The organism is Metabacillus kandeliae, assembly GCF_021166585.1.
Lineage (GTDB): Bacteria > Bacillota > Bacilli > Bacillales > Bacillaceae > Metabacillus_B > Metabacillus_B kandeliae.
Map to the genome: position 1 here is coordinate 1,141,776 of NZ_JAJOZE010000001.1, position 22,053 is coordinate 1,163,828.

The window sequence follows — 22,053 nt, forward strand, 5'->3', positions numbered from 1 at the left end:
TCACCTCATTCTTAAAGCCACTCAATGGATGTGATTGTGCGCTCGATTTCAGGGAAGGAATCAATAAACTGCAGGACGCTCTGCAGAACCCGCTCTGTGCTTGTTTTGTCAGAGGTAATAGCAACAATGCCGAATCTTGTGCGCTGCCATAGATCCTGGTAATCCGTTTCAGCTATGGATACATTATATTTCTGCCGTATTCTCGATGTGATCCGCTGAAGAACGGCGCGCTTTTCTTTCAAGGAACCTGCATGATAAATCAAGCACTCACAGTCTGCGCATCCAATCATTTTCTTTCGATTTCTTCCATTACATAAGCTTCAATAATATCTTCTTCTTTAATATCATTGAAGTTCTTAATGGTTATACCACATTCATATCCTTGTGAAACTTCTTTTACGTCATCTTTAAAGCGTTTCAATACATCTACTTCGCCTTCAAAAATAACAATGCCGTCGCGGATTAAACGAATGCCGCTGTCACGGGTAATTTTGCCGTCAGTTACATAAGCGCCGGCAATTGTTCCAATTTTTGAAACCTTGAACGTCTGGCGGACCTCAACCTGGCCGATGATTTTTTCTTCGAATTCAGGGTCAAGCATCCCTTTCATAGCTGCTTCGATTTCCTCAATCACTTTATAAATGATGCGGTGAAGACGGATATCGACTTTTTCAGCTTCAGCTGCCCGTTTTGCATTGTTATCAGGACGAACGTTAAAGCCGATAACAATTGCATTTGAAGCAGAAGCAAGCATAATATCATACTCGGTAATGGCCCCTACGCCTGTATGAATAATTTTAACTTTAACGCCTTCTACTTCAATTTTTTGAAGAGAGGAAGCCATTGCTTCTACAGATCCCTGAACATCAGCTTTTACAATCAGATTAATGTCTTTCACATCACCCTGCTTGATTTGCTCAAATAGATCATCGAGGCTTAATTTTGATTTTTCGCCGCGCTGTTCAACAAGCTGCTTCTGAGCTCTTGCTTCCCCAACCTGGCGGGCTTTTTTCTCGTCTTCAAAAACCATGAACTGATCGCCTGCAAGCGGCACTTCATTGAGACCTGTGATTTCAACAGGAGTGGAAGGACCAGCTTCTTTCACACGGCGTCCAAGATCATTGACCATTGCGCGGACGCGGCCGAAGGAGTTTCCTACTACGATTGGATCACCGATGCGGAGTGTTCCATTCTGAACGAGAAGCGTGGCAACAGAGCCGCGGCCTTTATCCAGCTGTGCTTCAATTACCGTACCTGCCGCACGTCTGTTAGGATTGGCTTTCCATTCCTCAACTTCGCTGACCAGCAGAACCATTTCAAGCAATTCATCGATTCCATCGCCTTTCAGGGCTGATACAGATACAAAGATAGTATCCCCGCCCCATGCTTCCGAAACCAGGCCATGCTCTGTCAATTCCTGCATAACGCGGTCAGGATTGGCAGACTCTTTATCCATTTTGTTAACAGCAACGATAATCGGCACTTCTGCTGCTTTCGCATGGTTGATGGCTTCAACCGTTTGCGGCATGACTCCGTCATCTGCTGCTACAACTAGAATTGTTATATCTGTTACTTGGGCACCGCGGGCGCGCATTGTCGTAAATGCAGCATGTCCCGGGGTATCAAGGAACGTTATCTTTTTGCCGTTGGTTTCTACCTGATAGGCCCCGATATGCTGGGTAATACCGCCAGCTTCCCCTTCCGTTACTTTCGTGTTCCGGATGGAATCAAGCAAGGTTGTTTTCCCATGGTCAACGTGGCCCATAATAGTAACAACAGGAGGTCTGACAGTCAGGCTTTCTTCCTTGTCTTCCACTTCATATCCTTCAAATTCTGTTACATCAAAAAGAATTTCTTCTTCTACTTCAACACCAAATTCGCCGGATGCAATCAATTCAATTGTATCTTTGTCCAGCTCCTGATTGATGGTTGCCATAACACCAAGCTGAAGAAGCTTTTTGATAATTTCAGAAGGCTCTTTATAAAGCTTTTGAGCAAGCTCGCCTACAGACAATGAGCCTGTAAAAGTAATTTTTGCCGGCAGCTCTTTTTTTGGTTTTTCAGCCTGCGGCTGGAAGGAACGATTGGCCTGGCCGTTCGGCTTGCCTTTTTTATTGTTGTTCTTTTTGTTTTTATTAAACGGCTGATTTCCGCCGCCTGGTCTTTGCGATCCCGGTCTTTGCGAACCTGGTCTTTGAGACCCCGGCTTTTGGGCGCCTGATTTTTGTGCAGCCGGCTTTTGAGATCCAGTCTTTTGGCCGCCTGTCTTTTGAGGGCCATTATTGCCCGGCGTTTTTTTCAGAGAGGTGCTGGAGTTTTGATTATCTTCTCTGATCGCAACACTGCGTTCCTTCTGAACAGGTTTGCTGCTCTGTTTAGCTGTATCTGCCGCTTTATTTTCAGCAGGCCTGCTGTCTGTTTTTTTGGCGAATTTATTATCCAGCGGCTGAACGAAGCGGTCTTCGATCATCGTCATGTGGTTGCTTACTTCAACGTTTAAATCCTTTAATGCACTGATGACATCTTTACTTGACACATTATGCTGCTTTGCGTATTCATATACTCTCAATTTTGCCATGTGTTCACCCCCGAGTTATTTAATCGAGCAAGCCCTTCAGTTTTGAGGCAAAACCGGCTTCCGTTACTGCTGCAACGACTCTTGCATCTTTTCCGATTGCTTTCCCGAGAACGTTCCTGTCCGGGACAAAAGCAACAGGTACCTTGTAGGTTCTGCATTTGTCCGTCACTTTTTTATGCGTGTTGGCTGAAGCATCATCAGATAACAGAACTAGCTTTGCTCCGCCTCTTCTGACTTCCTTCACTACCAGTTCTTCGCCTGAGATGACTTTTCGCGCTCGATTGGCCAGTCCTAATAAGGACATCCACTGCTCGTTCATGCCCGTCTTTCCGTTTCGGCAAGCTGCAGCAGTTCTTCATACAATGATTGGTCTATTTGAGCTTTCAGCTGATTGGATAAAATGTTCTTCTTTTTGGCCAGTAAGATACATTCTTTATCCAGTGTCAGGTAAGCTCCGCGTCCGTTTTTTTTGCCGGTAAGGTCGATGGAAACATCGCCTTCAGCTGAACGGACAATGCGGACCATTTCTTTTTTCGATTTCATTTCTCCGGTTGCCACGCATTTTCGTAAAGGTATTTTCTTACGATCGTTCACGCGGTATCACCTCTTATTCGCCTTGTTCTGTATAATCTTCGTAGTTTTCCTCATCAGCACTTTCTTCTTTAGGAGAAAGCATTCCGAGCTTTTCAGCATCTGATTCGCTCTTTATATCAATCTTCCAACCAGTCAATTTCGCAGCAAGGCGGGCATTCTGACCCCTTTTTCCGATAGCAAGCGAAAGCTGGTAATCCGGAACAATAACGGTTGTCGCTTTTTCCTCTTCATTAACAAGAACCTCAACTACCTTTGAAGGGCTCAAAGCATTTGCGACAAATTCAACAGGATCATTTGACCAGCGGACAATATCAATTTTCTCGCCCTTCAGTTCATTGACAATCGCCTGAACCCTCTGGCCTTTAGGACCGACACAGGAGCCGACAGGATCCACTTCAGTCTGTTCGGCATAAACGGAAATTTTGGATCTGTCTCCTGCTTCCCGTGCGACAGATTTGATCTCCACAGTACCGTCGAAAATTTCAGGAACCTCGATTTCAAACAATCTTTTCAAAAGGCCTGGATGAGTGCGCGAAACAAAAATCTGCGGTCCTTTTGTTGTTTTTTCAACCTTTGTAAGAAATACCTTTATTCTATCATGAGGCTTGTACTGCTCGTTTGGCATTTGCTCATTAACAGGCAGCAGCGCTTCAATTTTGCCAAGACTTACGTAAATGAATTTAGAATCGATCCGCTGAACAATACCTGTCATGATATCTTCTTCACGGTCGATGAATTCAGAGTAGATAACTCCGCGTTCTGCTTCGCGGACCCGCTGTGTAACGACCTGCTTGGCGGTCTGTGCAGCAATGCGTCCGAAATTTTTCGGTGTTACTTCAATTTCCACTACATCTCCGACGATATAATTCGGATTGATGCTTCTCGCCTCTTCATCAGAAAGCTCAAGCCGCGGATCAAATACCTGATCGACAACGTCTTTGCGGGCAAAAACCCTCATTGTACCAGTGTCGCGGTTTAAATCTACCCGGACATTCTGAGCCTGGTTAAAGTTTCTTTTATAAGCTGAAATCAGTGCAGCTTCAATTGCTTCAATGATAACATCTTTGCTGATGCCCTTCTCTCGCTCAAGTATGCTTAAGGCATCTAAAAGTTCACTGCTCATTTTTCGGTTTCCCCCTTCTGCTTTCATACAGTCAGCCTCTTATTTTCTATTATCCGAAAATGACTGCAAGCCTTGCTCCGGCAACTTTTTCATAGGGTATTTGCACTTGTCTTTTTCTGGTTTTGACTGTGACTGTAACCGTGACAGTTTCCCCGTCAAACGCATCAAGCGTGCCTTCAAATACTTTTTCGCCGTTTATTGGTTCATACGTTTTTATGTGTACATGCTTGCCGATTGCTTTTTTAAAATCAGCATCTTTTTTCAGCGGACGCTCTGCTCCAGGAGAAGAAACCTCTAAAAAGTAGTTATGAGGGATCGGATCCAGTGGATCAAGTTTCTCACTGAGCCGCTCGCTGACGATTCCGCACTCTTCAATGTCGACACCGTCATCTGAATCTATAAATACGCGAAGGAACCAGTTTTTCCCTTCTTTTACGTACTCAATATCAACAAGCTCGAGACCAAGCTCAGCTGCGATCGGCTCAGCCAGTTCAGCGACGACTTCGGTTACTTTTTTACTCATTCTTTTCCTCCTTGTATTCCAAGCAAAATAGCTCCTTTAGCTGATGAAAAACCCTGCCGGATCAGCAGGGAATTAAGCATTGCACTATCGAAAGAGGTCTACTCAATACAAAAGAGCGGGTTGCCCCACTCTCCTTAGCCGCTTCTATCGCTAGCATTTCCAATAAAACTATACCATAACCGGAATTTTATTGCAAATCAGCTTTTTTGCCGCAAATCGCGCCAGTCCTGCCTTTAAGAGGGGAAGCGCGCCTCCCCTTCTTTAGAACAAGGACAGCTGATTCTGGTCAGGAAGGGCTTCAAGACAGCCCTGCTTGTCCAAATATTCCAGGATGGTTTTTGAAACTTTTCCGCGCTGCTGCAAGTCTTCTTTGGAGAGAAACTCCCCATCTTGTCTTGCCTTTACAATATTAATGGCAGCGTTTGTGCCGAGCCCTGGAATTGAGTTGAACGGCGGGATAAGCGTATCGCCTTCAATGATAAATTCGGATGCGCTTGATTTATACAAGTCTATCTTTTGGAAAGAATACCCTCTCTCGCACATTTCAAGTGCAAGCTCCATAACGGTGAGCAAGCTTTTTTCCTTCGGAGAAGCATCAAGGCCCTTGCTGTTGATTTCTTCAATTTTCGCTTTGATGGCAAGAGAGCCTTTCACCTGTGTCTCGATATCAAAGTCATCTGCACGGACTGTGAAATAAGCTGCATAGTATAAAAGCGCATGATGCACTTTAAAGTACGCAATCCGGACAGCCATCAGTACATAGGCTGCTGCGTGAGCTTTTGGGAACATGTACTTGATTTTCAGGCAAGAATTGATATACCAGCCAGGGACATTGTTTTTCTTCATTTCCTCTTCCATTTCAGGTGTCAGCCCTTTCCCTTTTCGGACAGACTCCATGATTTTAAAAGCAAATGAAGGCTCAAGACCCTGATAGATTAAATAAACCATGATGTCATCACGGCAGCCGATTACTTCACTCAGTGTGCAAGTATTGTTGTGAATCAGCTCCTGGGCATTTCCGAGCCATACATCGGTACCGTGGGAAAGTCCTGATATCTGCACAAGCTCAGAGAAGGTTGTCGGCTTTGTATCTTCAAGCATCTGCCGGACGAAACGAGTTCCGAATTCCGGGATGCCGAGCGTTCCTGTTTTGCAAAGGATCTGGTCTTCAGTTACACCGAGTGATTCGGTTCCGCTGAATATCTTCATTACTTCAGGATCATCTGTCGGAATGGTTTTCGGATCAATTCCGCTTAGATCCTGAAGCATTCTGATCACAGTCGGATCATCGTGGCCGAGAATATCAAGCTTCAGAAGATTATCATGTATGGAATGAAAATCAAAGTGAGTTGTTTTCCATTCGGAACCAGCTGCATCTGCAGGGAACTGGATTGGCGAAAAATCATAAATGTCCATATAGTCCGGCACAACAATGATGCCGCCTGGATGCTGGCCCGTTGTTCTCTTAACGCCTGTACAGCCCTGGACAAGCCTGTCCACCTCAGCGCCTCTCATCGTTAAATTGTTGTCGCCGGCATAGCCTTTCACATAGCCGTATGCTGTTTTTTCAGCAACTGTACCGATTGTCCCGGCACGGAATACATTGTCTTCCCCAAACAGCGCTTTTGTGTAATTATGGGCTCTTGGCTGATATTCGCCGGAGAAGTTTAAATCTATATCCGGAACCTTGTCCCCTTTAAAGCCAAGGAATGTTTCAAACGGGATATCATGTCCGTCTTTCCTGTAGACTGCGCCGCATTCCGGGCAATCCTTATCAGGAAGGTCAAATCCGGAACCGACAGAACCGTCATTGAAGAATTCTGAATGCTTGCAGTGCGGGCAGACATAGTGCGGAGCCAGCGGATTTACCTCAGTAATTTCCGTCATCGTTGCTACAAGCGAGGAACCGACAGATCCCCTTGAACCGACAAGGTACCCGTCATCAAGCGATTTTTTCACCAGCTTATGCGAGATCAGATAAATAACGGCAAATCCATGGCCGATGATGCTTTTCAGTTCTTTCTCAAGCCTTGCTTCTACAATTTCAGGAAGTTCATCTCCGTAAATCCTTCTTGCCATACTGTAGCTGAGCTCTCTTACTTCATCATCAGCACCTTCAATTTTCGGTGTATAAAGGGCGTCTTTAATCGGCTTGATCTCATCGATCAGCCCTGCTATATGCTGTGTATTCTCAATAACTATTTCTTTTGCTTTTTCCTCGCCGAGAAAATGGAAGCAATCGAGCATTTCATTCGTTGTTCTGAAATGAACGTCAGGCAGTTCATGTCTGTTAAGCGGATTTGCTCCTCCTTGAGAACTGACTAAGATTTTCCGGTAGATTTTATCGTTCGGGTTCAGATAATGAACATTGCCTGTTGCAGCGACTGGGATGCCGAGCTTTTCTCCGGCTTTCACAATGTTTGAAATGATTTCTCTCAGCGCCTCTTCATCTCTGATGTATTCCTGTGAAATCAGATGCTTGTAGACAGCAGGCGGCTGAACTTCAATATAATCGTAAAAGGAAGCAATTTCTTCTGTTTCTTCCGGCGATTTCTGCATCATGCCTTCAAATACCTCGCCCTTTTCGCAGCCAGAGCCGACAAGAAGGCCAGCACGGTATTTTTTCAGAACAGACCTTGGAATCCTTGGCACTCTGTAAAAATAATTAATATGGGAGAGCGAGATCAGCTTAAAAAGATTTTTCAGGCCTTCCTCTGTTTTTGCAAGCAGTGTGGCGTGAAACGGTCTGGACCGCTGAAAGGCATTGCCCTTCCCCATGTTGTCATTGAGCTGGTCATGCAGTAAAATCCCTTTTTCTGCTGCATCCTTCAGCATTTTGATCATCAGGTATCCAGTTGCTTCCGCATCATAAATCGCCCTGTGATGCTGAGTGAGCTCTATGTCAAATTTTTTGCAGAGTGTATTCAGGCGGTGATTTTTCAGCTCAGGGTACAAAAACCGTCCAAGCTCAAGCGTATCAATAACAGGGTTTGCTGCCTTCGGCTCTTGAAGAAGGTTTTTATAGCCATCGTTTAAAAATCCCATATCAAAGCTTGCATTGTGGGCAACAAGGATATCATTTCCGATCCAATTCTTAAAATCCTGCAGAACCTCTTTTACTTCTGGAGCATCCCTGACCATATCATCTGTGATCCCTGTCAGATTGATCGTTGTAGCAGACAGCGGATGGTGAGGGTTCGCAAATGATTCGAATCTGTCAATGATTTCACCGTCTTTTATTTTCACAGCCGCAAGCTCAATTATGGTGTCATAAACAGCTGATAAACCTGTTGTTTCAACGTCAAATACAACATAAACGGCATCAGCAAGATCAATATGCGCATCATTGTACGCAATCGGAACGCCGTCATCCACGAGGTTTGCTTCAATTCCGTATAGGATTTTCACCCCGTTTTTCTTACCTGCAGAGTAAGCCTCCGGAAAGGACTGGGCTACAGCATGATCCGTGATGGCAATGGCCTGATGGCCCCATTTTTTCGCCTGTGAGACAAGATCTGAAACAGATGAAACCGCGTCCATCTGGCTCATTGGCGTGTGCAGATGGAGTTCAACCCGTTTTTCTCCTTCAGGGGCGGTATCCTTTCGTTCTGCCGGTGTTACCTCATTAATGTCATTGGCAATCATGACAAGGTCCCTGACAAAGGTGTCGTTTTGAATGCTGCCTCTCACCTTCAGCCACATGCCTTTTTTAATCATCTGCATAATAGCGGCATCTTCTTTGTCTCTTGCAAACATTTTAACAAGTATGGAGCTTGAATAATCTGTAATCTTAAAGGTAAGGAGTGTTCTTCCGCTTCTAAGCTCTTTCGTTTCCGCAAAAAAGACATACCCTTGAACAGTCGTCCGCCGCTCTTCATCCTCAATTGTCCGAAGCAGCTGAATTTCCTCGTCAGGTTTAATCGGGTATCCAATCGTAATGGGACCTGTGAATTCAGGGTGTTCTGATGCTTCGCGTTCTTTCTTCTCCATCTCAGTAACGGCTGCCTGCGCTCTTTCCTTATCTTCCTGCAGCTTCATTTCTGTGAATTTCTGCATTTCTTCCTGAGAGTGGTTTACCTCGGTCTCCAGCTGATATAAAGGAAAGCCGTATTGCTGAAGACTGCCCGTAATGAGGCCGGCGTATTTTCTTTTTAAGGACACAGCCTCCGTGTCATTGCGTGTTTTCAGAGTCAGCTTTATTCCCTGAAGGGCAGGAAGCTGATCATGCAGCAGCGAAAGCATTGGGGGTGATATTCCTTCAAGCTCCTGCAAGCAGAACGTCCAATAATCCTGAAGCAGCTTTTCACCTGCTTCCTGGGCATTTTTCGCGCTGATTGAATAATTGACATTTGCTATGTGGGAAAAAGCCTTAGTAAGCCTTCCGTGAAAAAGCTGAAAAACATCAAATGGAAGGATATTATCAAGTGTAAAGTCAAAATGCCACTTTCTCTCATGCTTGTGCACGGTCAGCTTTGTAATGGCTCCATGCTGGAAGTGGCCCGCAACTTGATCATCTGTTAATTGCAGCTGCTGCAGAAGGAGCTGAAACCGTTCGATTTGCCCCAGCAGTTTATCTTCCATGCAGAATCGCTCCTTTCTTTTCAAAATGGAAGAGACTGACCCAAACAGTTCCTGGGCCAGCCCCTTTTTTCATTCAATGTTTACTTTATCTTACCATGTATCATTTTACAGCATCTATAAATTACTATTGGCTGTGTTCGCAAAATTTTCTTATTTCAGCAGGCTGCCAAGCAGGCCGGAAAGCTCGTCCTTGTGAACTTCATGGGACTCGCCGTTTTTCCGGACTTTTACTTCAACATACCCCTCAGATGCCCTTTTGCCGACCGTTATTCTTACTGGAAGACCAATCAGATCAGAATCAGCAAATTTAACTCCTGCCCGTTCTGCTCTGTCATCATAAAGAACTTCATAACCTTGCTGCTTCAGCTCTTTATATAATGTATCTGAAAGAGAAACCTGTTCTTCTGTTTTGACATTCACAGGAATTAAATGCACATGGAACGGTGTAACAGACAGCGGCCATACCAGACCTTTTTCATCACTGTGCTGTTCTGCAATGGATGCCAGTGTACGGGAAACACCGATTCCGTAGCAGCCCATAATTAAAGGCTGTGTTCGGCCGTTTTCATCAAGGAATACAGCATTCATATCAACGGAATATCTTGTACCAAGCTTGAAGATATGACCGACTTCAATTCCTCTTGCGAACTTGATGCGGCCTTGTCCGTCCGGAGAGGCATCCCCTTCCTGGATAAACCTGAGGTCGGTATATTCAATGCCTTTAATATCCCGTTCCGGATTCACGTTCACAAAATGGAAGTCCTGCTCGTTCGCCCCTGCAATGCCGTTTTCAATATACTTCACAGAATAATCACTGATTATTTTTAAATCAGCCGGTGCGCTGACTGGTCCGACAAATCCGACTTTGCAGCCCATCACACTTTCTGTTTCTTCAGGTGTAGCAAGCTCAACTGTTCGTGCTTCCAGATAGTTTTTCACCTTAATATCATTAATGTCAAAATCGCCTCTGACCAGTGCAAGCACATAATCGTCATCTGCTTTGAAGAGCAGGGATTTTATGCACTTCTCTTTTGAAGCATCAAAAAATGCGGCAATCTCTTCAATTGTCTTCTGATCAGGCGTTTCTGTTTTTTCAAGCTCTTTTGGCGCTTCATTCCCTGCAGCGTACTCGCTTGGAGCGGGAGCCATTTCAATATTGGCGGCATATTTGGAGGTATCAGAGTATGCAATCGTATCTTCGCCGACTTCGGAAAGAACCATAAATTCGTGTGTGTCTTTTCCTCCCATAGCTCCTGAATCCGCTATAACGGCTCTGAAATCAAGACCGCAGCGTTCAAATATTCTGCTGTAGGCTTCAAACATTTTATCATAGCCTTCATCAAGACTTTCCTGTGAGGAGTGGAAAGAATAGGCGTCTTTCATAATAAATTCCCGGCCTCTAAGGAGACCGAATCGCGGGCGTTTCTCATCCCTAAACTTTGATTGAATTTGATAAAGTGCCAAAGGAAGTCTCTTGTAAGACTTTACTTCATCCCGAAGCAGGCTTGTAATCACTTCTTCATGTGTTGCTCCAAGGGCAAATTCTCTATTGTGCCTGTCGCGCAGGCGCATTAATTCTGGTCCATAGGAAAACCAGCGGCCGGATTCCTGCCACAGCTCAGACTGCTGAAGGGCCGGCATCAGCAGTTCTGCTGCGCCTGCATTTTCCATTTCCTCGCGAATAATATTCTGGATTTTTTGAAGAATTTTAGCAGCAAGAGGCATATAGCTGTAAATGCCGCTTGTATTCTGGCGGATATAGCCTGCCCTTAGCAGCAGCTGATGGCTCTTGACTTCTGCATCTGCCGGCACTTCTCTTAGAGTTGGAATAAACGTCATACTTTGTTTCATGTCAAGCACCTCATTAATCTATTTCTCTGTATTTTAACAGCCATGCTGCTTCCTTTTTCCATTGTATCAATATTTGCGAAAACAGCCATATAAAATATGGCTGTTTTGACGCTTTTGTCCCTCTACTGAAGGAAAAGGCGCTGAATATCGTTCCATGTGACAACCAGCATCAGAAGCATTAATAGAGCAAACCCGATAAAATGGACCATTCCTTCTTTTTGTCTGTCAATCGGCTTTCCGCGTACTGCTTCCACTAGGAAAAACAGCAGGCGTCCGCCGTCAAGTGCCGGCAGCGGAAGGAGGTTGACAATCCCAAGGTTGATGCTGAGCATCGCTGCCCATCTGAACAGATTCTCTATCCCTGACTGTGCTACTTTATCTGTTGCATCATAAATCCCAACAGGACCTGAAAGCATTTTGATCGAAAATTGGCCTGTTATTAATTTCCCGAGCCCTAAAATGATCTCTTTCGTTACGTTGTATGTTTCGCTTGCGCCGTATTTTACCGCTGAAACAAAGCCCTTTTCAACAGGTGTATAGGCACCGATTCTGCCGATAGTCTGCCCTCCGGCTGAGAATTTTTCAGGTACAACCTTTACTGAAAGATCTTCGCCCTTCCGGTTCACTTGAAAATTCAGCTCTTTTTCAGGATTGGCTCTGATGATTTCAACAACGTCCCGCCAGCTGGAAACTGATTTTCCATTGATGGACTCAATCGTGTCGCCTTCCTTAAGGCCTGAGCTCATGGCTGTACCATCCTTGGTCAGCTCGCCAAGTTTCGGCAAATCTACCGGAGCTCCTTGAAAAAGGCCGAGGAATAAGAGAATGACAAAGGCAAGCAAGAAATTCATGAAAGGGCCGGCAAAGATAGCCGCAGCTCTTTGTCCGAGTGTCTTTGAAGCAAATTGTCTGCTGTAAGGCGCAATCTGCACTTCCTGGCCATCGGTGATAAAGAAGGACTGCTCACTGACTTCAAATCGCTTAAGTCCTTCTTCGCTCCCCTCTTCATAGCCTGTTATATACATGCCATGCTCTAAATCAGCTTTTTCCACTTCAATGATTCTTGCCTGCGGATATTTTTCTTTATTATTAGTGATAATCTTTTCAACTTTTCCGTCTTTTCCTTCAAGGAGCCCAACATGATAGCCAGGCTTGACCTCTATCATTTCAGGATCCTCGCCTGCCATGCGGACGAATCCCCCAATTGGCAGAAGACGGATCGTATAGACCGTTTCATTTCGCTTAAAGGAAAGAATTTTCGGTCCGAACCCGATCGCAAACTCCCGGCATAGTATTCCGGCCCTTTTTGCCAGCATTAGATGGCCTAGTTCGTGAAAAAAAACGAGGGCACCGAAGATTAATACAAATGCGATCACAGTGTTCACTGGGCACTACCACCTTTATTTTAATAATGACCTAACGTAACGGCGCGTTTCAGCATCCGTCAGCTGTATGGTTTCAAGGTCAGGGTTTTTTTGAACCTCATGATTCAGAAGCGCCCGCTCAATAAGTTCTTCAATCTCCAGGAAGGTGATTTCCCCGCTGAGAAATGATGCTGCCGCCACCTCGTTCGCTGCATTCAGGACAGCAGGCATGGTTCCCCCTATTTTACCTGATTCATAAGCGAATTGTAAGCACCTGTACCGGCTGAAATCAGCCTTAGCAAAATGCAGCTGCCCGTAATCCCAAAGGTTCAGTCTTTCTGTTGACTTAAGCGGCATTCGTTCCGGGTAGGTCAGGGCATATTGGATCGGCACTTTCATATCCGGTGTGCCAAGCTGCGCTTTGACACTGCCGTCGTGAAATTCAACCATTGAGTGTATGATGCTTTCTCTGTGCAGGAGCACATCAATCTCTTCGTATGGAATGCCAAACAGCCAATGAGCTTCAATGACTTCAAGCCCCTTATTCATCATGGTTGCTGAATCAATCGTGATCTTGGCTCCCATGGACCAGTTCGGATGCTTCAGTGCATCTTCTACAGATACATCTTTCAGTTCCTCACGTGCCCTGTCGCGGAAGCTTCCCCCTGAAGCAGTAACAATCAGCCTTGAAATGGAGGCTGGATCTTCTCCCTGCAGGCACTGATAGATGGCAGAATGTTCACTGTCTACAGGAAGAAGAACAGCATTGTATTTTTTTGCATGCTCTGTCACGAGGTGGCCTGCTGTAACCAGCGTCTCCTTATTCGCGATGGCAATGGTTCTGCCGAGTTCAATCGCTTTTAATGTCGGAAGAAGACCAACACTGCCAAGGAGGGCATTTACAACAATATCCGCTTCACCGTGAACAGCCGCTTCTATGTTTCCTTCATCACCATGTGCAAAGGATATGCCGCTTCCAGCAAACTCTGATAGCAGCTTTTCATAAATATCTCTGTCTCTTACTGATACGAACTTCGGATGGAATTTTTTAATGGCGGGTATCCCTGCATCAAGGTTACTGCCGAATGTCATAGCTGATAGTTCAAATTCTTCCGGATGTTCTGCAATAACTTCAAGCGTCTGGATACCGATTGACCCAGTTGCACCTAATAAACTGATTTTTTTCATTTTTTCACTCTCCAAAACTGAGCCGCAAAATGATCTTTCATAGGCTGATTATTTTTAATAAGTGCATCCCAGCACCTCTGCTTTATTGGATCATAAAGAGAAAATGCAGAAAGGGCAGTACAAATAACAGGCTGTCAAAGCGGTCAAGAATACCTCCGTGGCCTGGCAGAATGCTGCCGGAATCTTTCACATTGTACTGCCTTTTTAAAGCAGACTCGACTAAGTCCCCGAGCTGGCCGCATACTGAAAGAACAATGGTGAACAGCCCAATTTTTATGTAAGAATCCGCAATCCCTGTCACAGCCTGAAAAATCACGGCTGCCGCAATCGCTGCAGCAATCCCCCCAAAAAACCCTTCAACCGTTTTATTCGGGCTTATTTCCGGCCAGAGCTTTCGCCTGCCCAATGCTTTACCTATAAAATAGGCACCGCTGTCAGTAGTCCAAACAACAATCAGGCCGTATATTAAGTACTCCAGGCCAAGCTTTCTAGTTTCAATGAAATAATAAAACCCAATGCCGATATAAAAGATTGCAAGCATTGCAAAACCAGCATCATCAAAGGAAAACCGGTTTTTTGTTACGACTGTATAGCTTAAGAGCAATAAAACAGCAAATAGAGAAAACTCTATTTTCGTTACAGTCAGATTGTTTAAAACCATAATATGAGAAGATGGGATAAGCAATACCCACATTAAAAATAAACCGACCACACCAGGGAAACTGGTAATATGGATTTTCCTCATAATAAACAGCTCGTAAAGGGCAATGGAGCTTAACAGATATATAAATACTGTAAACGGAATATTGCCGAATATGACGAAGGGTAAAAATAAGGATGCTGCTATGACTGCTGTAACTATCCGTTTAACCATCTCGCGTCATCACCTTCTATACTCCACCGAATCTTCTGCCTCTCTGCTGGAAGTCTGCTATGGCCTGCAAGAAGTCTTCTTCTTTAAAATCTGGCCAGAGAACTTCTGTAAACCAAAGTTCTGTATAAGCAAGCTGCCATAGCATGAAATTGCTTAATCGGATTTCTCCGCTTGTCCTGATTAAGAGATCCGGATCCTGAAGTTCATTTGTCATTAAATAATCTGAGAGAAGGCTTTCATCAATTTGTTCGATGTGAAGCTTCTGATTTTTCGCATCGTCCGCAATTTTTTTGACCGCCTCGATGATCTCTGTTCTGCTTCCGTAATTTAAAGCAAAATTTAATATTAAACCGGTATTTCCTGATGTTTCCCTTATCGCTCTATCAACAGCTGTCAGCGTGTGCCCCGGCAGCTTGTCTTTATCACCCATAACTCTGACCCTAACATTTTCCTGAATCAATTCAGGAAGATAAGTGGCCAGAAATTCTTCCGGAAGCTTCATTAAAAAATCGACTTCTATTTTTGGGCGTTTCCAGTTTTCCGTGGAAAACGCATAAAGAGTAAGAGCGTCGAGACCGAGCTCGCTCGCAAGCTTTGTTATTTTCCGGACCACCTTCATTCCCTCATGGTGACCTGCTATTCTAGGGAGCGCTCTCTTATTCGCCCATCTTCCGTTTCCATCCATAATGATGGCCACGTGTGAGGGCATTGTGCCGCTTAAAATATCAGATCGTGAGAAATCAGCTCCGACTGCCGTTTTTTTTGAGACCTTAGTTCTTTTTAAAAAGTTGAGCATGAGATTCCTCCATAACCCAGAAGCTATCGAACAAATTCCGCCCTTCGATAACTGTGTTAACATTATTAACAAAAAAACCCCCTGTAAACATTAGAGGGTCTTTTGCACAATTCTATTGTACATAGAATTTAATTAAACTTCCATGATTTCTTTTTCTTTCTCTTTTGAAACTTTATCAATATTCTCGATATATTCGTCCGTCAGCTTTTGTACTTTCTCTGACTGGCCGCGCAATTCATCTTCCGTAATTTCGCCATTCTTTTCAGCTTTTTTCAAATCATCGTTGCCGTCGCGGCGGATATTGCGGATCGCTACTTTCGCTTCTTCACCATATTTTTTCACAAGCTTTACAAGGTCGCGCCTTCTTTCCTCAGTTAATGCAGGAATGCTGATGCGGATAATGGAACCGTCATTAGAAGGTGTAAGACCAAGATCAGCTTTTTGGATGGCTTTTTCAATATCACCGAGAGCTGACTTGTCATAAGGCTGAATAACAAGCATGCGTGCTTCAGGAACATTGATGGATGCCAATTGATTAACAGGAGTCGGTGCACCGTAATAATCCACTGTCACTTTATCAAGCAGTGAAGCACTTGCTCTTCCTGCTCTTACTGTTGCAAGCTCGCGCTGATAGGATGAAACAGCTTTTTCCATGCGGTCTTTTGTTTCGTTCAGAATTTGATTTGACATGATTATTTCCCCCTTACAATTGTTCCGATGTTGTCGCCCAGTACTGCGCGCTTAATGTTTCCTTCTTCCATAATAGAGAAGACGATGAGCGGAATGTCGTTATCCATGCACAAAGAAGATGCTGTGGAGTCCATTACAGCCAGCCCTTCCTTCAGAACATCCAAATAGGAAAGCTGCTCATATTTCACAGCGTTTGCATCAACGGCCGGATCTGCACTATAGACGCCGTCCACGTTGTTTTTGGCCATTAAGATGACATCTGCCTCAATTTCCGCAGCCCTTAATGCTGCCGTTGTATCCGTTGAGAAATAAGGGTTTCCTGTGCCGGCTGCAAAGATCACAACCCGCTTTTTCTCCAGATGGCGAATGGCCTTTCTTCTTATGTATGGTTCAGCAACCTGCCTCATTTCAATGGATGTCTGCACACGTGTCTGAACTCCTTGGTTTTCAAGGCTGTCCTGAAGGGAAAGGGAGTTCATTACTGTTGCAAGCATTCCCATATAGTCAGCCGTTGCACGGTCCATTCCCATTTCGCTTCCTGTTTTGCCGCGCCAAATGTTTCCGCCGCCGACAACTACTGCAACTTCTACGCCAAGCTCTGCAATTTCCTTCACCTGTTGTGCGACAGACTTAATAACAGATGGGTTAATCCCGAACCCGTTGTCACCTGCAAGAGCTTCTCCGCTCAATTTAAGTACAATGCGATTGTATTTCGGCTTGCTCATAACAACCTCCAAGGTTTTTCCTTTTTTAAAAGACTTTAAAATGCGACTGTTGATTTCAGCACGAGGAATCCGCTTTTTCAGTCCTGATCAACAATGCTAAAAATCAGCAGTTTTCTTTAATATAGCCTTCTAAAAAGCTTATATTGCAATCAATTTGCCTGTTCATTTCGAAAAAAGGGGAACACGGTTCAGTGTTCCCAATTTATGTGCATCATTTATTTATCACGCAGGGGAAAATTTATTTTCTAACCTGGTTCATTACTTCTTCAGCGAAGTTATCCTGGCGCTTTTCAATGCCTTCGCCTACGCCGTAGCGTACAAATGCTTTAACAGCTGCACCTTTAGAAGCAACATATTGTTTAACCTTTTCATCAGGGTTCTTAACGAAAGACTGATCAAGAAGGCAGATGTCTTCAAAGAATTTGCTCAAACGGCCTTCAACCATTTTCGCAACGATATTTTCAGGCTTGCCTTCATTCAGAGCCTGCTGAGTCAGCACTTCACGCTCGCGTGCTGTTTCTTCTGCAGAAACTTGATCGCGGGAGATGTATTTTGGATTAACAGCAGCAATGTGCATAGCAACATCTTTTGCTACAGCTTCATCAGTTGTGCCTTCTACTACAGTCAGAACCGCAATGCGTCCGCCCATGTGAAGGTAAGCACCAAATGCGCCGTTATCGGATTTTGTCAAAACTTCAAAACGGCGAAGGGTAATTTTCTCACCGATTTTAGCGATTGCTGTGTTGATGGCATCCTCCACAGAAACACCGTTATCCATTGTAGAAGAAAGTGCTTCTTCAAGGCTTGCAGGCTTCTTCGCAAGAAGATGGTGTGCAAGATTGTTAAGCAGCTCCTGGAATCCTTCGTTTTTAGCTACAAAGTCAGTTTCTGAGTTCACTTCAAGAATAACTGCTTCGTTACCTTCTGTTTTAATTACAGCAGAGCCTTCTGCAGCGATTCTGTCCGCTTTTTTCGCAGCTTTTGCAATACCTTTCTCGCGAAGAAAGTCAATTGCTTTCTCCATGTCTCCGCCTGTTTCAGTTAGGGCCTTTTTGCAATCCATCATACCTGCGCCTGTTTTTTCGCGCAATTCTTTTACCATTTGAGCTGTAACTGCCATTATAATATCCTCCTTTAATATGCTGCCTGAACTTCCCTATGTATATAGTACAATTTTTTAGGCTTTTTTTAAAATGGTGCACATTTATTTAATAAGGTTTTGTTAAATTTGCCTGTATGAGGCTTAGAGGAAAAAACTTTCCCTCTTACCATTGCCTTTAAAAAAAGGTGATAAAAGGCTCTCCCCTCTTATCACCTTTTGCATTAAGCAGTAGTAGTTTCAGTTGTTTCTTCGCCTTGCTTCGCTTCAAGAATAGCATCAGCCATTTTAGAAGTAAGAAGCTTTACAGCGCGGATTGCATCATCATTTGCAGGAATAACATGATCGATTTCATCCGGATCACAGTTTGTATCAACAATTCCGATGATCGGGATGTTCAATTTGCGTGCTTCTGCAACAGCAATGCGCTCTTTGCGAGGGTCGATGATGAACAAAGCATCTGGAAGACCTTTCATGTCTTTGATTCCGCCTAGGAATTTTTCAAGACGCTCAAGTTCTTTTTTCAGCTGAACAACTTCTTTTTTAGGAAGAACTTCAAAAGTTCCGTCTTCCTGCATTCTTTCAATATCCTTCAAACGTCTGATGCGCTTTTGGATTGTTCCGAAGTTTGTCAGTGTACCTCCAAGCCAGCGCTGGTTCACATAGTACATACCTGAACGTTCAGCTTCTTCCTTAACGGAATCCTGAGCTTGTTTTTTAGTGCCGACAAAAAGAATTTTACCGCCGTTACCAGCCAATTCTTTTGTTACGTTGTATGCTTCTTCAACCTTTTTAACAGTCTTTTGAAGGTCGATGATGTAGATGCCGTTACGCTCTGTAAAGATGTAACGCTTCATTTTTGGGTTCCAGCGGCGAGTTTGGTGGCCGAAGTGAACACCAGCTTCAAGCAATTGCTTCATAGAAATTACTGACATTGATTTTTCCTCCTAGTGGTTTTTTTCTCCTCCGCTCATATCATTTTCAAGCAAAACTGTTGGATCAACAGCACCAATGCTTGAATCTATAAGCGTGTGTATTAACACCAACAAGAAATATACCATAATTAAATGCCTTAATCAAGCACATTCAAGCTATTTTTGGCCAAATTTCATCATTAATTGGATTTCCGTTTTGCCTCTTCCTAATTTCCTGGCAATTTCCTCTGCTGAAAAGCCCTGTTTTGATAACATTTCTACTTCATCCTTTGGACTAAGGCTTGAGCCCTCAGGATTTGCAGCGGTTTCTGCTTTTTCCTGCAAAAGGACAAGCTCTTTGAGATGGGCAGGAAGCTCTTCCTCTTCCGCCTCTCTGCTGTTTGGCTCCCTCTCAGCGGTTTCCTGCTTTTCTTCATCACGCGGCTCCTGAGGAATGGAAATCTCTCTCAGCATTTTTTCATTTTCATCTTTTATCTCCATCATATAGCCTGCAAGAAGCTGCTCTGTTTCTTCCAGAAGCTGCCTTTGTTCTTTTTCGATAGCTTTCAGTCCTGAATATTTCGAGAACAGCAGAATGATAAAGTAAAAGGCTGCCGCATGGAGCAGCAGGCTCAGAACGGCAAGCATTACTGCCATACTCTTTCACCGCTTTCTTTTTTAGTTCCAGCAGCTTCAATGAACAAATTTCTCCAAAATGTGGCGGAGCTTCAAAAGCGCCTTTGAATGAATCTGGGAAATGCGGGATGTGGAAAGCCCCATGACCTGTCCTATCTCCGTCAAGGTCAGCTCTTCCTTATAAAACAAGCTGACAACAAGCTGTTCTTTCTCAGAAAGCTGGCCGACAACAGCCGCAAGCTGCTGAACAAGTTCTGCCTTCAGCATCCGCTCTTCCGGCGTTTCCATTTTCTCATCCTTCAATATGATCCCCGCGTGCTCCCCATCGTCCTGATCCTGCACCTGGTCATCTATCGACAGAATATTAGCGAAAAACCCTTCGCTCATAATGGCTAAAACCTCTTCTTCAGGAAGATTGAGTTCTTTTGCCACTTCCTCAGGCGTCACATTGCGCAGAAGCCTCTGTTCAAGCTTTTCTGCAGCTGCTTCTACTCTTTTCGCTTTTTCCCTGGAGCTCCGCGGCAGCCAGTCTTCCTTCCGCAAACCATCAATAATGGCCCCTCTTATCCGAAAAGACGCGTACGTATCAAACTTTAAATCTCTTGTTGGATCAAATTTTTCCAAAGCATCATACAAGCCAAACATACCAAGGCTAACAAGATCATCTTTGTTAACAGTCCTCGGCAGCCCTGAAGCAATCCGCTGCACATGATACGTCACGAGCGGCATATACCGCCTAATAAGCGCATCGCCTGCGCGGGTATCCCTTGTCTCTATCCAGCGCTGCCAAATGATCTGGTCCTCATGTGTAATTGAACGAGTCATTGTTTCTCCCCCTCTGCATGACAATGCTTGCTTAAAAGCTCTTAAATATATTTCACGCCCTGATTGACTGTTTTTACTGACAGAAAGCCTGTCAGCGGATCAAATTCGATTGTTCTTCCGCTCGAGCCGCCGATATCCTCAGCAAGAAGAGGTATTCGCCGGAGAGCCAGCGCTCCTTTGACAGCTTCTGAGTTTCTTGGACCTATTCTCATCAATTCGTTTTCTTTTTGCATCGCAAACATTTGGGCGCCGCCTGCCATTTTTGCTTTCAATATAGAAGCATCAGCTCCTGCATGCTGAAGCTGCTTGATTAGCTCTTCAACTGCTGTATCGGCATATTTCCCTTTGCTGACTGCCCCTTTTTTCGCAAGTGATGAAAAAGGAAGCATAACATGGGCGAGACCGGCAATTTTTTTCACGTTGTCAAAAAGAACAATTCCAACGCAGGAACCAAGGCCGGAAGTCCGAAGACGGTCAGGGCTTTTGACGATCTTTATTTCAGCGATGCCGACCTTTAAAATGCTAATACTTTCTGTTTTCATCTTTTACCCCTGCCAGCTGAAAAAGAAGGCTGAAGGATTCCGGATCAGGAACGAGGAAAAAGTGGCCTTCGATAACCTTTCCCCCAGTTTCTGTTTCTTCCATGATTTTTGTATCTATCAGAATGGCATGATCTTCATCAACCGCAGCATTCACCAGCCCCTGAATGATAACTGCTCCGAACATATCAATGGATATAGCCGGAACTGAGGGCATGAATACCCGCCCGGTCAGGTCGCCCATAGCAGTAAGATAGGAGCCTGTCAAAATATTGCCCAGTTCCTGGAAAACAGAAGCATAAAACTCTTTGTTTTGATCATCACTGAGGCATATGCCTTGTTTTTCAAGCAGTGTGCTGATAAATATCTCTGCCTGCGAAACAGCCATGATAAAAAAGAAAGAGCCGTGAAACTCACCTTCTATCCTTAAGAATACACAGGCCACTTCCTCCTCAGGCCCCCCGAAAAGCTCCACAAGTTCATTAAAAGAAACAAGTCTTGCATGCGGGACATTCATGGATATTTTTTTATTCAGCAGGCGGGATAAAGCAGTCGCAGAATGACCTGCCCCGATATTTCCAATTTCCTTTAATAGATCAAAATGATGCTGCCGCAAGTCTGTCAGGGTTTCCATTACGCTTTGGCCTTGTCAAGGTCTGCTTCTGGCTCCTCTTCCAATACGGCTTTTAAATCCAATAAAGTAATGAGTCTATTTCCAATCTTCACCACACCCAGAATGTATTCCGCTGAAACAGAGCCGGCTGCCTCTGGCGGCGGTTCGATGCTATCTTCAGAAATGTCAGCAACATCATTAGCTGCATCGACTATAAATCCAATTTCCTTATCTTCAAGGGTTACAATAATCATTCTTGTCTGCTCATCTGCCGGTACTTCTTCAATTCCAAATCTGCTTCGCAAATCTGCAACGGGGGTAATGACACCCCTCATATTCAAGACACCTTTAATGAAACTTTTCGTTCTTGGAACCCTTGTAATCTGCTGCATTTTTTCAATCGACTGCACCTGTTCGACAGGAATTCCGTATTCTTCTCTGTCAAGCTGGAATACAATCAGCTTTCTTTCCTTCTTCAACTCTTCTGCCATCTGCATTTCCTCCTTGTCCCTCTTCCCGCTAGAGCAGGCATTTGCTTAT

21 protein-coding genes are annotated in these 22,053 nt (G+C 44.4%); all 21 read right to left on the reverse strand.

Annotated elements, in window-relative coordinates:
• Positions 1–11: 11 nt before the first annotated feature.
• The 21 genes from LRR81_RS05795 to LRR81_RS05895 all read right to left on the reverse strand — a co-directional run bounded on the left by LRR81_RS05795 (position 12) and on the right by LRR81_RS05895 (position 22,004).
• Positions 12–290 (reverse strand): DUF503 domain-containing protein, encoded by a 279-nt coding sequence (locus tag LRR81_RS05795; RefSeq protein ID WP_231788326.1) that lies wholly within the window; start codon positions 288–290, stop codon positions 12–14.
• Complete coding sequence (gene infB, locus LRR81_RS05800; protein WP_231788327.1) at positions 287–2,578, reverse strand: translation initiation factor IF-2; 2,292 nt, start codon at positions 2,576–2,578, stop codon at positions 287–289. Before infB ends, LRR81_RS05795 begins: the two co-directional genes overlap by 4 nt.
• A gap of 19 nt (positions 2,579–2,597) precedes the next feature.
• The gene (locus tag LRR81_RS05805; protein WP_231788328.1) at positions 2,598–2,897 is read right to left on the reverse strand and encodes a YlxQ family RNA-binding protein; all 300 of its coding nucleotides are present in this window, start codon (positions 2,895–2,897) and stop codon (positions 2,598–2,600) included.
• Positions 2,894–3,172, reverse strand: coding sequence for an RNase P modulator RnpM (gene rnpM / locus LRR81_RS05810; RefSeq protein WP_231788329.1), 279 nt, complete (start codon positions 3,170–3,172; stop codon positions 2,894–2,896). Before rnpM ends, LRR81_RS05805 begins: the two co-directional genes overlap by 4 nt.
• A gap of 13 nt (positions 3,173–3,185) precedes the next feature.
• Positions 3,186–4,295 (reverse strand): transcription termination factor NusA, encoded by a 1,110-nt coding sequence (gene nusA, locus LRR81_RS05815; protein ID WP_231788330.1) that lies wholly within the window; start codon positions 4,293–4,295, stop codon positions 3,186–3,188.
• A 49-nt stretch (positions 4,296–4,344) separates the two neighbouring features.
• Positions 4,345–4,818, reverse strand: a complete 474-nt coding sequence (rimP, locus tag LRR81_RS05820) for a ribosome maturation factor RimP (RefSeq protein ID WP_231788331.1) — start codon at positions 4,816–4,818, stop codon at positions 4,345–4,347.
• Positions 4,819–5,079: 261 nt separating this feature from the next.
• On the reverse strand, positions 5,080–9,399 hold the full coding sequence (locus LRR81_RS05825) for a PolC-type DNA polymerase III (protein ID WP_231788332.1): 4,320 nt from the start codon (positions 9,397–9,399) through the stop codon (positions 5,080–5,082).
• 150 nt (positions 9,400–9,549) lie between these two features.
• The gene (locus LRR81_RS05830; RefSeq protein WP_231788333.1) at positions 9,550–11,250 is read right to left on the reverse strand and encodes a proline--tRNA ligase; all 1,701 of its coding nucleotides are present in this window, start codon (positions 11,248–11,250) and stop codon (positions 9,550–9,552) included.
• Positions 11,251–11,372: 122 nt separating this feature from the next.
• Positions 11,373–12,635 (reverse strand): RIP metalloprotease RseP, encoded by a 1,263-nt coding sequence (gene rseP, locus LRR81_RS05835; protein ID WP_231788334.1) that lies wholly within the window; start codon positions 12,633–12,635, stop codon positions 11,373–11,375.
• A 15-nt stretch (positions 12,636–12,650) separates the two neighbouring features.
• Positions 12,651–13,802 carry a 1-deoxy-D-xylulose-5-phosphate reductoisomerase gene (dxr, locus tag LRR81_RS05840; RefSeq protein WP_231788335.1) on the reverse strand — a complete coding sequence of 384 codons (1,152 nt, stop codon included), beginning with the start codon at positions 13,800–13,802 and terminating at the stop codon, positions 12,651–12,653.
• 82 nt (positions 13,803–13,884) lie between these two features.
• Positions 13,885–14,676: a phosphatidate cytidylyltransferase gene (locus LRR81_RS05845; protein WP_231788336.1), complete on the reverse strand. Its 792-nt coding sequence runs from the start codon at positions 14,674–14,676 to the stop codon at positions 13,885–13,887.
• A 16-nt stretch (positions 14,677–14,692) separates the two neighbouring features.
• Complete coding sequence (locus LRR81_RS05850; RefSeq protein ID WP_231788337.1) at positions 14,693–15,472, reverse strand: isoprenyl transferase; 780 nt, start codon at positions 15,470–15,472, stop codon at positions 14,693–14,695.
• A 132-nt stretch (positions 15,473–15,604) separates the two neighbouring features.
• Positions 15,605–16,162 (reverse strand): ribosome recycling factor, encoded by a 558-nt coding sequence (gene frr / locus LRR81_RS05855; protein ID WP_231788338.1) that lies wholly within the window; start codon positions 16,160–16,162, stop codon positions 15,605–15,607.
• 2 nt (positions 16,163–16,164) lie between these two features.
• A complete protein-coding gene (gene pyrH, locus LRR81_RS05860) occupies positions 16,165–16,887 on the reverse strand; it encodes a UMP kinase (RefSeq protein ID WP_231788339.1) in 723 nt (240 codons plus the stop codon).
• A 238-nt stretch (positions 16,888–17,125) separates the two neighbouring features.
• Positions 17,126–18,007, reverse strand: a complete 882-nt coding sequence (tsf, locus tag LRR81_RS05865; RefSeq protein ID WP_231788340.1) for a translation elongation factor Ts — start codon at positions 18,005–18,007, stop codon at positions 17,126–17,128.
• 203 nt (positions 18,008–18,210) lie between these two features.
• Positions 18,211–18,921, reverse strand: a complete 711-nt coding sequence (gene rpsB, locus LRR81_RS05870; RefSeq protein WP_231788341.1) for a 30S ribosomal protein S2 — start codon at positions 18,919–18,921, stop codon at positions 18,211–18,213.
• A gap of 156 nt (positions 18,922–19,077) precedes the next feature.
• Positions 19,078–19,557, reverse strand: coding sequence for a DUF6115 domain-containing protein (locus LRR81_RS05875; RefSeq protein ID WP_231788342.1), 480 nt, complete (start codon positions 19,555–19,557; stop codon positions 19,078–19,080).
• Between the two features lie 36 nt (positions 19,558–19,593).
• The gene (locus tag LRR81_RS05880; protein WP_231788343.1) at positions 19,594–20,361 is read right to left on the reverse strand and encodes a FliA/WhiG family RNA polymerase sigma factor; all 768 of its coding nucleotides are present in this window, start codon (positions 20,359–20,361) and stop codon (positions 19,594–19,596) included.
• Between the two features lie 41 nt (positions 20,362–20,402).
• Entirely contained in the window at positions 20,403–20,903 is a 501-nt protein-coding gene (locus tag LRR81_RS05885; protein ID WP_231788344.1) for a chemotaxis protein CheD, read from the reverse strand.
• Positions 20,884–21,534, reverse strand: a complete 651-nt coding sequence (locus LRR81_RS05890; RefSeq protein WP_231788345.1) for a chemotaxis protein CheC — start codon at positions 21,532–21,534, stop codon at positions 20,884–20,886. Before LRR81_RS05890 ends, LRR81_RS05885 begins: the two co-directional genes overlap by 20 nt.
• A complete protein-coding gene (locus tag LRR81_RS05895) occupies positions 21,534–22,004 on the reverse strand; it encodes a chemotaxis protein CheW (protein ID WP_231788346.1) in 471 nt (156 codons plus the stop codon). Before LRR81_RS05895 ends, LRR81_RS05890 begins: the two co-directional genes overlap by 1 nt.
• Positions 22,005–22,053: the final 49 nt, after the last annotated feature.

Bases quoted from the DNA above. Each gene is read 5' to 3' on its own strand.
- infB (WP_231788327.1), bottom strand. From the start codon at position 2,578: ATGGCAAAATTGAGAGTATATGAATACGCAAAGCAGCATAATGTGTCA.
- LRR81_RS05845 (WP_231788336.1), bottom strand. From the start codon at position 14,676: ATGGTTAAACGGATAGTTACAGCAGTCATAGCAGCATCCTTATTTTTA.
- LRR81_RS05850 (WP_231788337.1), bottom strand. From the start codon at position 15,472: ATGCTCAACTTTTTAAAAAGAACTAAGGTCTCAAAAAAAACGGCAGTC.
- tsf (WP_231788340.1), bottom strand. From the start codon at position 18,007: ATGGCAGTTACAGCTCAAATGGTAAAAGAATTGCGCGAAAAAACAGGC.
- LRR81_RS05795 (WP_231788326.1), bottom strand. From the start codon at position 290: ATGATTGGATGCGCAGACTGTGAGTGCTTGATTTATCATGCAGGTTCC.
- LRR81_RS05875 (WP_231788342.1), bottom strand. From the start codon at position 19,557: ATGGCAGTAATGCTTGCCGTTCTGAGCCTGCTGCTCCATGCGGCAGCC.
- LRR81_RS05805 (WP_231788328.1), bottom strand. From the start codon at position 2,897: ATGAACGAGCAGTGGATGTCCTTATTAGGACTGGCCAATCGAGCGCGA.
- rpsB (WP_231788341.1), bottom strand. From the start codon at position 18,921: ATGTCAGTAATTTCTATGAAGCAATTGCTTGAAGCTGGTGTTCACTTC.
- LRR81_RS05890 (WP_231788345.1), bottom strand. From the start codon at position 21,534: ATGGAAACCCTGACAGACTTGCGGCAGCATCATTTTGATCTATTAAAG.
- frr (WP_231788338.1), bottom strand. From the start codon at position 16,162: ATGTCAAATCAAATTCTGAACGAAACAAAAGACCGCATGGAAAAAGCT.
- dxr (WP_231788335.1), bottom strand. From the start codon at position 13,802: ATGAAAAAAATCAGTTTATTAGGTGCAACTGGGTCAATCGGTATCCAG.
- LRR81_RS05885 (WP_231788344.1), bottom strand. From the start codon at position 20,903: ATGAAAACAGAAAGTATTAGCATTTTAAAGGTCGGCATCGCTGAAATA.
- pyrH (WP_231788339.1), bottom strand. From the start codon at position 16,887: ATGAGCAAGCCGAAATACAATCGCATTGTACTTAAATTGAGCGGAGAA.
- nusA (WP_231788330.1), bottom strand. From the start codon at position 4,295: ATGAGCAGTGAACTTTTAGATGCCTTAAGCATACTTGAGCGAGAGAAG.
- rimP (WP_231788331.1), bottom strand. From the start codon at position 4,818: ATGAGTAAAAAAGTAACCGAAGTCGTCGCTGAACTGGCTGAGCCGATC.
- LRR81_RS05895 (WP_231788346.1), bottom strand. From the start codon at position 22,004: ATGGCAGAAGAGTTGAAGAAGGAAAGAAAGCTGATTGTATTCCAGCTT.
- LRR81_RS05825 (WP_231788332.1), bottom strand. From the start codon at position 9,399: ATGGAAGATAAACTGCTGGGGCAAATCGAACGGTTTCAGCTCCTTCTG.
- LRR81_RS05880 (WP_231788343.1), bottom strand. From the start codon at position 20,361: ATGACTCGTTCAATTACACATGAGGACCAGATCATTTGGCAGCGCTGG.
- LRR81_RS05830 (WP_231788333.1), bottom strand. From the start codon at position 11,250: ATGAAACAAAGTATGACGTTTATTCCAACTCTAAGAGAAGTGCCGGCA.